12 protein-coding genes are annotated in these 13,412 nt (G+C 60.4%); 11 read left to right on the top strand and 1 reads right to left on the bottom strand.

Annotated features, from left to right (window positions below; translation table 11 throughout):
- Positions 1-7: 7 nt before the first annotated feature.
- The 4 genes from lnt to trmB all read left to right on the top strand — a co-directional run bounded on the left by lnt (position 8) and on the right by trmB (position 4,280).
- Positions 8-1,600, top strand: a complete 1,593-nt coding sequence (gene lnt, locus ASD50_RS02215) for an apolipoprotein N-acyltransferase (RefSeq protein ID WP_056235378.1) — start codon at positions 8-10, stop codon at positions 1,598-1,600.
- Between the two features lie 139 nt (positions 1,601-1,739).
- The gene (locus tag ASD50_RS02210; protein ID WP_056235634.1) at positions 1,740-2,159 is read left to right on the top strand and encodes a helix-turn-helix domain-containing protein; all 420 of its coding nucleotides are present in this window, start codon (positions 1,740-1,742) and stop codon (positions 2,157-2,159) included.
- A 136-nt stretch (positions 2,160-2,295) separates the two neighbouring features.
- Positions 2,296-3,561, top strand: coding sequence for a methionine adenosyltransferase (gene metK / locus ASD50_RS02205; RefSeq protein ID WP_056235375.1), 1,266 nt, complete (start codon positions 2,296-2,298; stop codon positions 3,559-3,561).
- A 5-nt stretch (positions 3,562-3,566) separates the two neighbouring features.
- Entirely contained in the window at positions 3,567-4,280 is a 714-nt protein-coding gene (gene trmB, locus ASD50_RS02200; protein WP_413813867.1) for a tRNA (guanine(46)-N(7))-methyltransferase TrmB, read from the top strand.
- A gap of 29 nt (positions 4,281-4,309) precedes the next feature.
- On the opposite strand, the gene ASD50_RS23470 is transcribed toward trmB, so the two are convergent.
- Entirely contained in the window at positions 4,310-4,477 is a 168-nt protein-coding gene (locus ASD50_RS23470; protein WP_164480434.1) for a hypothetical protein, read from the bottom strand.
- 281 nt (positions 4,478-4,758) lie between these two features.
- Here ASD50_RS23470 and rimP point away from each other — a divergent pair, with 281 nt between their 5' ends.
- The 7 genes from rimP to corA all read left to right on the top strand — a co-directional run bounded on the left by rimP (position 4,759) and on the right by corA (position 12,913).
- A complete protein-coding gene (gene rimP / locus ASD50_RS02195) occupies positions 4,759-5,397 on the top strand; it encodes a ribosome maturation factor RimP (RefSeq protein ID WP_056235372.1) in 639 nt (212 codons plus the stop codon).
- 44 nt (positions 5,398-5,441) lie between these two features.
- Entirely contained in the window at positions 5,442-7,034 is a 1,593-nt protein-coding gene (gene nusA / locus ASD50_RS02190; protein ID WP_056235368.1) for a transcription termination factor NusA, read from the top strand.
- Positions 7,035-7,066: 32 nt separating this feature from the next.
- On the top strand, positions 7,067-7,717 hold the full coding sequence (locus ASD50_RS02185; RefSeq protein ID WP_056235365.1) for an RNA-binding protein: 651 nt from the start codon (positions 7,067-7,069) through the stop codon (positions 7,715-7,717).
- A complete protein-coding gene (gene infB, locus ASD50_RS02180; RefSeq protein WP_056235363.1) occupies positions 7,714-10,311 on the top strand; it encodes a translation initiation factor IF-2 in 2,598 nt (865 codons plus the stop codon). The genes ASD50_RS02185 and infB overlap by 4 nt, the downstream gene beginning before the upstream one ends.
- Positions 10,312-10,418: 107 nt before the next feature.
- On the top strand, positions 10,419-10,826 hold the full coding sequence (gene rbfA / locus ASD50_RS02175) for a 30S ribosome-binding factor RbfA (protein WP_056235359.1): 408 nt from the start codon (positions 10,419-10,421) through the stop codon (positions 10,824-10,826).
- Positions 10,826-11,785, top strand: coding sequence for a tRNA pseudouridine(55) synthase TruB (gene truB / locus ASD50_RS02170; RefSeq protein WP_056235356.1), 960 nt, complete (start codon positions 10,826-10,828; stop codon positions 11,783-11,785). The genes rbfA and truB overlap by 1 nt, the downstream gene beginning before the upstream one ends.
- A gap of 33 nt (positions 11,786-11,818) precedes the next feature.
- Positions 11,819-12,913, top strand: a complete 1,095-nt coding sequence (gene corA, locus ASD50_RS02165) for a magnesium/cobalt transporter CorA (protein ID WP_056235353.1) — start codon at positions 11,819-11,821, stop codon at positions 12,911-12,913.
- The last annotated feature ends 499 nt before the right edge of the window (positions 12,914-13,412 follow it).

The following is a 13,412-nucleotide window of genomic DNA, read 5'->3' as shown; positions in this document are numbered from 1 at the left end:
AGATTTCATGGAGCGCCTGGCGGGCCGGATAATTCTGCTTTGGGGATGGCGCCGTGCCCTTGTGGCGTTCCTCGCCGGCGCGTTTGCCGTTCTGGGGCAGGCGCCCTACGACTTCTTTGCCGCCTGCTTCGTTTCTTTTCCAATCCTTGTTCTGCTGCTCGACGGCGCCACTGGCGACGCATCGGCTGGGCAAATCCGGCGCCTGCGACCGGCTTTCGTTGTCGGCTGGTGGTTCGGATTCGGCTATTTTCTAGCTGGACTCTGGTGGATCGGAGCCGCTCTTCTCGTCGAAGCTGAAAGCTTTGCCTGGGCGCTTCCCTTTGCCTTTGTCGGCGTCCCGCTCGTGCTTGCCTGCTTCTACGGTTTCGCAACGGCTGTCGCGCGACTGCTCTGGAGCAGCAATATCGGGCGCATAGCGGCCCTCGCATTCGGTTTCGCGTTTGCCGAATGGCTGCGCGGTTTTCTCTTCACCGGCTTTCCCTGGAATGCCGTCGGCTATGCGGCGATGCCCGTGCCGTTGCTGATGCAAAGCGTGTCCGTGCTCGGCATGGACGGCATGAATGCGCTGGCGGTATTCGTCTTTGCGCTGCCGGCCTTGCTCGCCAACCGTCAGAATCTACGCCTTGGAATCGTCCTGTTCGCTGGCATCATCATCGCCCATGTAGGGTTCGGTTATTATCGACTTACCAAATCGGCGCCGGACGCAGTCCAAAGCCTCGACGTTCGTATCGTCCAGCCTGCTGTCGATTTGAGCGAGAAGTGGGACAAGGCCGTACGCGATCGCATCTTCTCCTCGCTGCTGGAGCAGTCGGCCAAGTCGCCGCAGCCGGGACACAGCAGGCCCAAGCTGATCATCTGGCCGGAGACTGCGGTTCCCTTCCTGTTCAACGAGCGTCCAGATGCGTTTTCAGCACTCGCAGAAATGCTCGGTGACGGCCAGATGCTGCTGGCAGGTATCGTGCGTGAAGAGGCGGCCGTGGCCGGCGCCTCCGAAGACCGCTATTATAATTCGGTTGCGGCGATCAATGACCGCGGCGAGATCGTTGACGCGGTGGACAAGGTCCATCTGGTTCCGTTCGGGGAGTATATTCCGTTCGCCGATCTGTTCAGTCGCATCGGTTTGGAGCAAATTGTTGCAGGACCGATGAATTTTGCGACGGGAAATGAGCGCCACGCAATTTCCGTACCCGGCGGTCTGAAGGCGCTCCCCTTCATTTGCTATGAAGTCATTTTCTCCGACCTTGTAGCGGTTGACGCTACGTCATCTGAGCTTATTGTGAACGTAACCAATGACGCTTGGTTTGGAAATACACCGGGCCCTTACCAGCATTTCAGGCAGGCTCAGGTGCGGGCGGTCGAGAACGGACTTCCTTTGTTAAGAGCGGCTAACACTGGAATTTCCGCGGTCGTGGATCAAAGGGGGAGAATTGTCGACGCTTTGGCGATCGGCGCGAAGGGGGAGATCGACGTTCAGCTACCGGTCTACCGCTTGGAGGCGGTCTCGGCCGGTCAGCGGCGCGTTAACGGATTGCTGACGGTGCTGCTGTTTGCTGCCGCTTCTCTTGTTGTGAACGTAAGACAAAGGCTACGTGCGAATTGACAGCCTGTATATTAGAAATCCATATAGTAGCGGCCTGACAATTTTTGGTACGCATTGGCAAGTTTCATTGGGGTCGCTTTGGCCGGACGCCTTCAGGCATAAAAACAGAACAATGCCGGAAAAATTCGGCGAGGAAAAAATGGTAGAAGAAAACAAAAAGAAACCAAACCCAATCGACATTCATGTAGGCGGCCGCATTCGGCTGCGTCGAAATATGCTTGGAATGAGCCAGGAAAAACTGGGCGAAAACCTGGGAATTACGTTTCAGCAGATTCAGAAATATGAAAAAGGCACGAACCGTGTAGGTGCCAGCCGATTGCAGGCGATCGCATCGATCCTGGAGGTTCCGCCTGCCTTCTTTTTCGAAGATGCGCCTGGTCACGAGCCTTCCGCGGGCCGAGGCTTTGCCGAGGATTCGTCGATGAATTCGGTGATGGAGTTCTGTTCCAGCACGGAAGGGTTGCAGCTCAACCGCGCATTTGTGAAAATCACGGATACCAAGGTGCGTCGCCGAATCCTTGATCTGGTGAAATCGCTTTCCCAGGACGACTTCGATTAGGGAATCTCCTTGCAGGACTTTGTGCCATCAATGGTGTTATCCGTTGATGGGCATATTGCTTGACGAGTCGTAGCGCACACCGCTAACAGGTGTCGCGCTTTTCGGCGCGCATGATATTTTCGAGAGGGGACACCCCGTGAGCCGCCAGAACTACTTCTTCACCTCTGAATCGGTGTCAGAGGGCCATCCCGACAAAGTCTGTGACCGCATTTCCGATGAAATCGTCGACCTCGTCTACCGCGAAGCGAAAAAGACGGGCATGGACCCATGGAAAGTCCGGGTCGCCTGCGAGACGCTTGCGACGACCAACCGCGTCGTGATCGCCGGCGAAGTACGTGTGCCTGAGACACTGCTGAAGAAGGACAAGTCGGGCAACATCGTCAAGGATGCCTCCGGCCACGCCGTTATCAATCCCGCCAAGTTCAAATCGGTCGCGCGCAAGGCGATCCGCGAGATCGGCTACGAGCAGAGCGGCTTCCATTGGAAGACTGCAAAGATCGATGTTCTCCTGCATGGCCAGTCCCCGGATATCGGCCAGGGTGTCGACAATGCCGCCGACCGCCAGGGCGAAGAAGGGGCGGGCGACCAGGGCATCATGTTCGGCTATGCTTGCCGCGAGACGCCCGACCTTATGCCCGCGCCCATTTATTACAGCCACAAGATTCTTGAATTGCTGGCTTCAGCGCGTCACGAGGGCAAGGGCGAGGTCGGCAAGCTTGGCCCAGACGCCAAGAGCCAGGTTACCGTTCGATATGCGGACGGCAAGGCGGCCGAAGCCACCCAGATTGTCCTTTCCACCCAGCATCTCGACGGGAGTTGGGATTCGCACAAGGTTCGTAAGGTCGTCGAACCTTACATTCGAGAGGCGCTGGGCGACTTGAAGATCGCTGACAACTGCAATTGGTATATCAACCCGACCGGCAAATTCGTCATCGGCGGGCCAGACGGCGATGCCGGGCTGACCGGACGCAAGATCATCGTTGACACCTATGGTGGGGCTGCCCCGCACGGCGGTGGCGCATTCTCGGGCAAGGATACAACCAAGGTTGACCGATCCGCTGCCTATGCGGCGCGCTATCTGGCCAAGAACGTGGTTGCGGCCAAACTCGCGGATCGCTGCACAATCCAGCTTTCCTACGCTATCGGCGTTGCGCAGCCATTGTCGATTTACGTTGATCTCCATGGGACTGGAAAGGTTGACGAGGCGGTTTTGGAAAACGCGCTGCGCCAGGTCATGGACTTGTCGCCGTCGGGCATTCGCCGGCATCTCGACCTAAATAAGCCAATCTACGCGAAGACCACCGCCTACGGCCATTTCGGCCGCAAGCCTGGTCGCGACGGCTCTTTCTCCTGGGAAAAGACCGATCTCGCCAAGGCACTCAAGGAAGCCATCGCCGCTTGAAGGCGGTGGCGCGCGCTGTGACTGCAGAAGAAAGACCCAAACGCGCCAGCGAGGCCTTCTTCGGCCGTCGCCGCGGCAAGACCATCCGTCCGGCTCAATCGGTGGCCTTGGCAAGCGGTCTGGCGCGTTATGGACTGGACCTGTCGACCGTTGCGCCGGCAGATCTGCGCAGCCTCTTCAAGATGCCAGTCGACGCTGTGCGTCTGGAGATCGGCTTCGGTGGCGGCGAACATCTTCTGCATCAGGCGATTTCCGCGCCGGCGACGGGCTTCATCGGGGCCGAACCGTTCGTGAACGGCATGGCCAAGATGATGATGGCGCTGGAAAAAGGGCCTCTCGAAAACATCAGGTTGTTCGACGAGGATGCGACCCGGCTGTTGGATTGGTTGCCGGCTGGGTCGCTCGACGGCATCGACCTGCTCTACCCTGACCCTTGGCCGAAGAAGAAACACTGGAAACGGCGCTTCGTCAGCAAGGTCAATCTGGACCGCTTTGCGCGGGTCCTGAGGCCGGGTACTCAATTCCGGTTCGCGTCCGACATAGACACCTATGTCAACTGGACGCTCCTGCATTGCCGCGGCCACGCTGCTTTCGAGTGGCAGGCTGCGCATGCGGCCGATTGGCATCGGCCCTATGATGGCTGGCCCGGCACCCGCTATGAGGCCAAGGCAATCCGCGAGGGAAGGCCGCCAGCCTATCTCACCTTCGTTCGAAAGTGAGCTAACGCCGCTGCCGGAACCCTATTCGATCAGTAGTAGCGGCTGATCTTGTCGAAAGCGCGGGGATCAATACCGAGGTCGTTGAGGTGCCTGGCGCGTGGCTTGCGGCCGGCTTCTACAGCTCTCGACACGACGACTGCGCTGCCGAACGTGATGAACAGGTCGCCGATTGCTGAAAATGCGTTGCGCTTGGTCATGATCGTGTCTCTTTCCGGCGCTCTCCACGCCGTCCATGTTGCATTGCAATATAAATAGGATTCAATGGAAAAACCGGAATACCCGTTTATTCATATGCGCCCTGCGCTGGGCGCATCGCTGGCAAATTTGCCACCCAACCTGGCGCTTTGCGGTCTTCGGCCTTGAAACGCGGCGGCGGATCGTTTATATCGCGATCAAATTCTTGGTCGGTATGACGAAGAGTGGGTCCACCCGGTCCCGCTCTTTTTTATTACCTGCCGGAACAAATCGATGGGATTTGATGACAGTGACGGCAGGAGAGGCGAGTGGCGACGACCGCATCATCCGCGAAAGCGGAATTGATGCGCGCATTGCCATGATCATCCAGCCAGTCCTGCGTGGCATTGGCTTTCGGCTCGTCCGGGTCAGGCTGTCGGGCCAGAGCGGTCTGACGCTTCAGATCATGGCCGAGCGCGACGACGGCACCATGACGGTCGAAGACTGCGAGGAAGTCAGCCGCGCGATTTCGCCGGCGCTCGACGTGGAAGACCCGATCGAAAAGGCGTATCATCTCGAAGTGTCGTCGCCTGGCATCGACCGCCCGCTGGTGCGCAAGTCGGATTTCACCACTTGGCTTGGTCATCTGGTGAAGATGGAGACCTCAACCCTTGTCACCGACCGCAAGCGCTTCAAGGGCAAGATCGCCGAGGCTGACGAGGAAGGCATCCTGATCCAGCGTGACCAGGCAGCCTATGGCGAGGCGCCGAATGTGCGTGTTCCGTACGATGCCATCGCCGAGGCGCGCCTGATCCTGACGGACGACCTGATCCGCGATGCGCTGTCGAAGGACAATCGCGCGCGCAAGGAAGCCAGGAAGCGCCACGCCGAGCAAGAGGATGCGCCCGAAGGCGCCGACGACGACAACGAACGCGAAGATTGATTGAGCTGCCGCGATGGATTGCGGCAAGGTTCAGGGAGAAAGACATGGTTGTAAGCGCCAACAGGCTTGAACTGCTGCAGATCGCGGACGCGGTTGCGCGTGAAAAGTCGATCGACAAGCAGATCGTCATTGATGCGATGGCCGACGCCATCCAGAAGGCTGCTCGCTCGCGCTATGGCCAGGAGACCAATATCCGCGCCGACATCAATCCGCAAACCGGCGAGATGAAGCTGCAGCGCTTGATGGAGGTTGTGGAAAAGGTCGAGGACTACGCAACCCAGATCGCGCTGGTTTCGGCGCGCGAGCGTAACCCCGATGCGCAGCTAGGCGATTTCATTGCCGAGCAGCTTCCACCGATGGATTTTGGCCGTATCGCCGCGCAGTCGGCCAAGCAGGTCATCGTCCAGAAGGTGCGCGAAGCCGAGCGCGACCGCCAGTATGACGAATACAAGGACCGTATCGGCGAGATCGTCAACGGCACTGTCAAGCGCGTCGAATATGGCAACGTCATCGTCGATCTTGGCAGGGGTGAAGCAATCATCCGCCGCGACGAACTGATCCCGCGCGAGAACTACAAGTACGGCGACCGCGTGCGTGCTTATGTCTATGACGTGCGCCGCGAGCAGCGCGGCCCGCAGATTTTCCTGTCCCGCACCCATCCGCAGTTCATGGCCAAGCTGTTCACGATGGAAGTGCCGGAAATCTACGACGGCATCATCGAGATCAAGTCGGTTGCGCGCGATCCAGGTTCCCGCGCCAAGATCGCTGTCATTTCGCGCGACAGCTCGATCGACCCGGTTGGCGCCTGCGTCGGTATGCGTGGCTCGCGCGTTCAGGCGGTTGTCGGCGAATTGCAGGGTGAAAAGATCGACATCATCCCGTGGTCGCCATCGGCAGCCTCTTTCATCGTCAACGCGCTTCAGCCGGCGGAAGTCGCCAAGGTCGTGCTCGATGAGGATGCGGAGCGCATTGAAGTCGTTGTGCCGGACGACCAGCTTTCGCTGGCGATTGGCCGCCGTGGCCAGAATGTGCGCCTTGCCTCACAACTGACCGGGTGGGATATCGATATTCTGACCGAGCAGGAAGAGAGCGAGCGTCGCCAGAAGGAGTTTGTCGAACGCTCCAGCCTGTTCATGGAAGCCCTCGACGTCGACGAGATGGTCGGCCAGGTGCTTGCTTCGGAAGGCTTCACAAGCGTCGAGGAAGTCGCCTATGTCGACGCCGACGAGATTTCCTCCATCGACGGCTTCGACGAGGATACTGCCAGCGAAATTCAGACCCGCGCCCGCGAATACCTGGAAAAAATCGAGGCCGAGCAGGATGCCAAGCGCAAGCAGCTCGGCGTACTGGACGAGTTGCGTGAGATTTCCGGCATCACCACCGCCATGATGGTGACGCTTGGCGAGGACGGCGTGAAGTCGATTGAGGATTTCGCTGGCTATGCCGCCGATGACCTGACGGGCTGGAAAGAGCGCAAGGACGGTGAGACCAAGGTCTATCCGGGGGTACTGGCCAATCATGGGGTTACCCGTGCGGACGCAGAGCAGATGGTTTTGGCAGCGCGCCTGAAGGCCGGTTGGATTTCCGAGGAGGAAGCCCAGGCCGAGGCACTCGATGCCGAAGCTGCCGGTGCGTGACGTGAGCCGGACCGGAGCAACCCTTGGCCGAGATGAACGATCGCACCTGCATCGTCACCAGAAAGACCGCCGACGCGGATGATTTGATCCGTTTCGTCGTCGGTCCGGACTCGGCCGTCGTTCCGGATATCAAGAGAAACCTGCCCGGCCGTGGTTGCTGGGTTACCGCCGACCGCCTACATGTAGACAAGGCTGCGGCGAAGGGGTTGTTTTCGCGGGCCTTTAAAACCAACGTTGCCGTGCCGCCTGAACTTGGCGGTATGGTCGAGAGCCTGCTCGAAAAATCTGCCTTGGGCATGCTCGGCCTTACCCGCAAAGCAGGCTCGATTGTTCTCGGTGCCACCAAGGTCGAGACTGCCGTGCGAAACGGCACCGCCCTGTTCGTCCTACATGCCGTTGAGGCATCGCCCGATGGCGTGCGCAAGATCAGCCAGGCTCGTCGTGCAACAGTCCATCTCGGTGGCCCCGCGATCCGTGCTTACAAACTTTTCTCCGAGGCCGAATTGGGTTTGGCATTGGGGGGCACAAATGTGATACATGCTGCCGTTCTCGCGGGAGACGCGGGTAAGGCGGCTCAGAAGCGCATGGTTGCGCTCGACCGTTACCGGGGCGGTACCCCGGACGATCTGGCGATGCTTGCGGCCGTCGCTGGCGAAGATGACGCCGCAGAGGATATGGAATGAGCGATACGAAATCGGGTGACGACAAGACGTTGAGCGTGACACCGAAGAAGACCTTGACGCTGAAGCGGCCGGGCCTGGAGCAAGGCACGGTGCGCCAGAGTTTCTCGCATGGCCGCAGCAAGTCGGTCGTCGTCGAGACAAAGAAGCGCAAATTCAACATACCTGGCGAGAAGCCGGAGCAGCCGCCCGTTTCCGTTTTCACGCCGAAGCCGACGCCACCTGCACCTGCACCGGCGCCTGCACCGGCTCCTGCCCCTGCACCCGTTGTCGCCGAAGCGCCGAAAGCGCCCACGCCAGCGCCACCTGCGGAGCGTCTGGTTCTGAATGAACTCTCGCGTGGCGAGATGGAAGCGCGCCGTCGTGCGTTGGAGGGTTCCAAGGCCCGCGAGGCGGAAGATCGCCAGCGCGCATCCGAGGACGCCAGGCGCCGCGCTGAAGAAGAAGAACGCCGCCGCCGCGAGCGGGAAGATTCTGCGCGCCGTCAGGCCGAGGAAGAGGCCCGTCTGCAGACCGAAGCCGAAGCTCGCCGCAGGGCCGAAGAGGAAGCACGTCGCCGTGCGCCGCAGACCCCTCAGACTGTCGCCACCGATGATGATGACGAAGATGCCAAGCCGAAGCGCAGCAGCGCTGGAGCCCCTGTTCGTCGCCTTGTCACACCGGAAGTGGCACGGCCTGCGAAGGCCAAAGGCGACGACGACCGCCGCCGCGGGAAGCTGACGCTGAACAGCGCGCTTTCGTCCGAGGATGGTGATGCCCGTTCGCGCTCGCTGTCGGCCATGCGCCGGCGACAGGAAAAATTCAAACGCGCGATGTATCAGGAACCGCGCGAAAAGGTGATGCGTGAAGTGATCCTGCCTGAAACCATTACTATCCAGGAACTGGCTCAACGCATGTCCGAACGGGCAGTCGATGTAGTGAAGTTCTTCATGAAACAGGGCCAGATCATGAAGCCGGGCGACGTTATTGACGCCGATACGGCTGAACTGGTCGCGACCGAATTCGGCCACACCGTGCGTCGTGTTGCGGAATCCGACATTGAGGAAGGCCTGTTCAACATTGCCGACAATGCCGAGGACTTGGTCTCGCGCCCGCCTGTGGTGACGATCATGGGACACGTCGACCACGGCAAGACCTCGCTGCTCGATGCGATCCGTAACGCCAATGTCCAGTCTGGCGAAGCCGGTGGCATCACCCAGCACATCGGCGCTTATCAGGTCGAGAAGGATGGTCAGAAGATCACCTTCATCGATACGCCGGGCCACGCGGCCTTCACGGCGATGCGCGCCCGTGGCGCGCAAGCCACCGACATTGCCATCCTCGTTGTGGCGGCCGACGACAGCGTCATGCCGCAGACGATTGAATCGATCAGCCATGCAAAGGCGGCCGGCGTGCCGATCATTGTGGCGATCAACAAGATCGACAAGCACGAGGCCGATGCTCAGAAGGTTCGCTCGGAGCTGCTGCGCCACGAAGTGTTCGTTGAATCGATGGGCGGTGAAGTCCTCGACGTCGAAGTATCGGCCAAGACCGGCAAGGGCATCGACAAATTGCTCGAGGCTATCCTGCTGCAGGCTGAAATTCTTGACCTCAAGGCAAATCCGGATCGTACCTCCGAAGGCGTCGTCATCGAGGCGCAACTCGACAAGGGCCGTGGCCCGGTGGCAACCGTTCTGGTGCAGACCGGCACCCTGATGCCGGGCGACATCATCGTGGCCGGTAACGAATGGGGCCGTGTTCGCGCATTGGTCAACGACCGCGGCGATCATGTCATGGAAGCTCCGCCTGCCATGCCCGTCGAAGTGCTCGGCCTTCAGGGCACGCCGCATGCCGGCGACCGTTTCGCCGTCGTCAACAACGAGGCCCGTGCTCGCGAGATCACGGAATATCGCCAGCGCAAGGCTCGCGACAAGGCCGTTGCCAAGCATGCCGGTCAGCGTGGCTCGCTCGAGCAGATGATGTCGCAGTTGCAGACGAGCGGGCTGAAGGAATTCCCGCTGGTCATCAAGGGCGACGTGCAGGGCTCGATCGAGGCTATCGACGCAGCTCTGGACAAGCTCGGCACCGACGAAGTACGCGCCCGCATCGTCCATTCGGGCGCAGGCGCCATCACCGAGAGCGACGTCACCTTGGCCCAGACTTCCGGTGCCGTGATCCTCGGCTTCAACGTACGCGCCAACGCACAAGCGAGGGTGGCGGCCGAAGCTGCCGGCATCGAGATCCGCTACTACAACATCATCTATAGCCTGGTCGACGACATCAAGGATGCGATGTCGGGCCTGCTGTCGCCGGAGCGCCGCGAAACCTTCATCGGCAACGCGGAAATCCTCGAGGTGTTCAACATCACCAAGGTCGGCAAGATCGCCGGCTGCCGTGTCACGGAAGGCAAGGTCGAGCGTGGTGCGGGCGTGCGCCTGATCCGCGACGACGTCGTCATCCACGAAGGCACGCTGAAGACGTTGAAGCGCTTCAAGGACGAAGTCTCGGAAGTTCCGGTTGGTCAGGAATGCGGCATGGCGTTCCAGAACTACGAGAACATTCAAGCCGGCGATGTCATCGAGTGCTTCCGCGTCGAGATGGTGGCGCGTAGACTCTAGTCTGCCGACAAGATGCAGTTTGAACGAATGGCGGCCCCTGGCCGCCGTTCGTCTACATAAGGCGAGGTGCGGTCCAATCCCGGCTTCGCGTTTTCAGGATCGAGAAAATGTCCCACTCCAGCAAATCCGGCCCCTCGCAGCGCATGCTGCGTGTCGGCGAACAGGTCCGCCATGCGCTGGCCGAAATGCTCCAGCGCGGTGAAATCCGCGACGACCTGATCGAGGCGACGGTCATTTCGGTTTCCGAAGTGCGCATGTCGCCGGATCTCAAGATCGCGACCGCCTTTGTCGCGCCGCTTGGCGCCAAGGACGACGACGCGGTCGTCGCAGCCCTGAACCGCAATGCCCGTTTCATTCGAGGCCGCATGTCGCCAGCGCTGAGGCAGATGAAATACATGCCGGAATTCCGCTTCCGGCTCGACACCAGCTACGACAATTTCCAGAAGATCAATGAGCTTCTCCATTCCCCGGAAGTGGCGCGCGATCTCGGTCACGACGACGAGGGTGAGAAATAGTGGGGCGGCGGGGTAAGAAGAAAGGCCGGCCTGTTTCCGGCTGGGTCGTGCTGGACAAGCCGGTCGGCATGGGCTCGACCGACGCGGTCTCCAAGGTGAAGTGGCTGTTCCAGGCCGAGAAGGCCGGTCATGCCGGCACGCTCGATCCGCTGGCCTCCGGCATGTTGCCGATCGCGCTTGGCGAGGCGACAAAGACCGTGCCCTATGTACAGGATGGGGCGAAAATCTATCGCTTCACCGTCGCCTGGGGAGACGAGCGCTCGACCGACGACCTCGAAGGCCCGGTGACGAAAAGCTCGGACAAGCGCCCGGCGGAAGCCGAAGTTCGCGCGCTGCTGCCCAAATACACCGGCGTCATCATGCAGACGCCGCCGCAGTTCTCGGCCATCAAGATCGCCGGTGAACGGGCTTACGATCTTGCCCGCGAAGGCGAGACGGTGGACATCCCCGCGCGCGAGATCGAAATCGGCCGTCTCGACATCGTCGAGCACAAGGATGGCGGCACGCTGTTCGAGATCGAATGCGGCAAGGGCACCTATGTGCGCTCGCTGGCCCGCGACATGGGACGCGATCTCGGCTGCTTCGGCCATATCGCCGATCTGCGCCGCATGGAGGTCGATCCGTTCACCGCAGACGACTTCGTCACCATTGCAGAACTTGAGGCCGCCCGCTTCGGCGATCGGTCTGAAGCAAGCGAAGAAGCGAATGATGTTTCCGTGGATTATTCGGCCATCGATGCGCTTTTGGTCGACACGGCGGCTGCGCTCGACTGCCTGCCGCAAGTGGCGATCAGCGACGATGCAGCGACAAAGATCAGGCTCGGCAATCCGGTCGTCATCCGCGGCCGGGATGCACCGGTAGAGGCAGAGGAAGCGTGCGCGACCGTGCGCGGCAAGCTGGTCGCCATCGGCGCCATCGAGCAAGGGATGTTCAAGCCGAAGCGGGTTTTTGCCGGGTAAGCCGCGTCGCACGCGCCAAGGGTCGGTCTCGCCATGACAAAGACGGAAACCACTGTGAAGAAAGCCCGCTACCGGCGCAGACGCTCGCCGGTCGGTGCTTCGCCTGGAACGTTGATCGCCGATCCGGCGGCGCAAAGGTCGGAATTGACGCTGACCCTGATCTCGCCGGAAAAATGCAAGACGATCCCCAACGCCAGCATCGACGATCTGTTGAAGCACTGCGACAGCTGGCCGAATGTCTGGCTGGATTGCAGCGGCTTGGCCAATATCGAACTCATCGAGGAAATCGGACGTATTTTCGGCCTGCATCCATTGGCGCTCGAGGACGTCGTCAATACCGGCCAGCGGCCGAAGGTCGACTTCTTCGAAGACCATGCCTTCGTCGCCGTCAGCATGATCGACGATGCAGCCTCGCACCGCTACGAGCAGATTTCCGTCTTTTTCGGCGAGAAGTTCGTCATCACCTTCCAGGAGCGTGCTGGCGACCCGTTCGATCCGGTGCGCAAGCGCATTGCCGCTTCGCTGCCGAACCGGCTGCGCCAGCGCAGCGCCGACTATCTTGCCTATGCGCTGATCGATGCCGTTGTCGACAGCTATTTCGTCCCGGTCGAGGCGGCCAGCGATGTCGTCGAACACATCGAGGACGCCATGCTGAAATCGCCGCAGAAGCAGCAAATGCAATCGCTTCATGCGTTGCGGCGTCACACAAATGGGCTGAAGAGTGTGCTGTGGCCGCTGCGCGATGCGCTGGCCACGCTGATCCGCAACGACGTGCCCTATGTGAAGGCCGAGACCAAGGTGTTCCTGAACGACACGCTCGATCATTGCATCCGCCTGATCGAACTGGTCGAGACGCAACGCGACGCCATGACCGGCCTGATCGAAATGCATCTGTCGCTGAGCCAGGCGCGCACCAACGACGTCATCAGCCTGCTGACCATCGTCTCGGCGATTTTCATTCCATTGACCTTTCTGGTCGGCGTCTGGGGCATGAATTTCGACCCGGAAACCTCGCCCTGGAATATGCCCGAGCTGCGCGCCTATTACGGCTATCCGGCCGCGCTTTTGTTCATGGTGACGGTCGCTGTAAGCCTGTTCGTCTACTTCAAATGGAAAAAGTGGCTGTAGGCCGGGTGTTTTATCCCCGCCGTTAGCCCCCCTTACCGCCTCGCTTTCCTCTCCCCTCGGAACGGGGGAGAGGTGGTTCGCGCAGCGAACCGGTGAGGGGAGTATGATTTGTGGTTGCGACGCCCGCTTCCTTCGTCATCCTCGGGCAAGCTGAGCGGAGCGACAGGCGCGACCCGAGGATCCATGCCGTGAGGGTCACGTTGTAAGGAGCGGCTCAGAATGAAGAGCCTTCTTTTGCGCCTTTTGCGCACTGCCGTTTGGTCACGGCATGGATCCCAGGGTCTCCGCAACGGCCTTCGGCCTGCTCCGCCCTAGGATGACGAAGAGATGGTTGTGCTTGTTCATCGCCACGCTGCCTTTCGCGTCTGGGACTCTTTGCCCCGCTGGATCCCAGGGTCTCCGCAACGGCCTTCGGCCTGCTCCGCCCTAGGATGACGAAGAGATGGTTGTGCTTGTTCATCGCCACGCTGCCTTTCGCGTCTGGGACTCTTTGCCCCGC

The sequence above is a fragment of the Mesorhizobium sp. Root552 genome, from assembly GCF_001427285.1.
GTDB lineage: Bacteria > Pseudomonadota > Alphaproteobacteria > Rhizobiales > Rhizobiaceae > Mesorhizobium.
The sequence above is the reverse complement of the archived record's forward strand: the minus strand, read 5'-3'. Positions and strand labels throughout refer to the sequence as shown.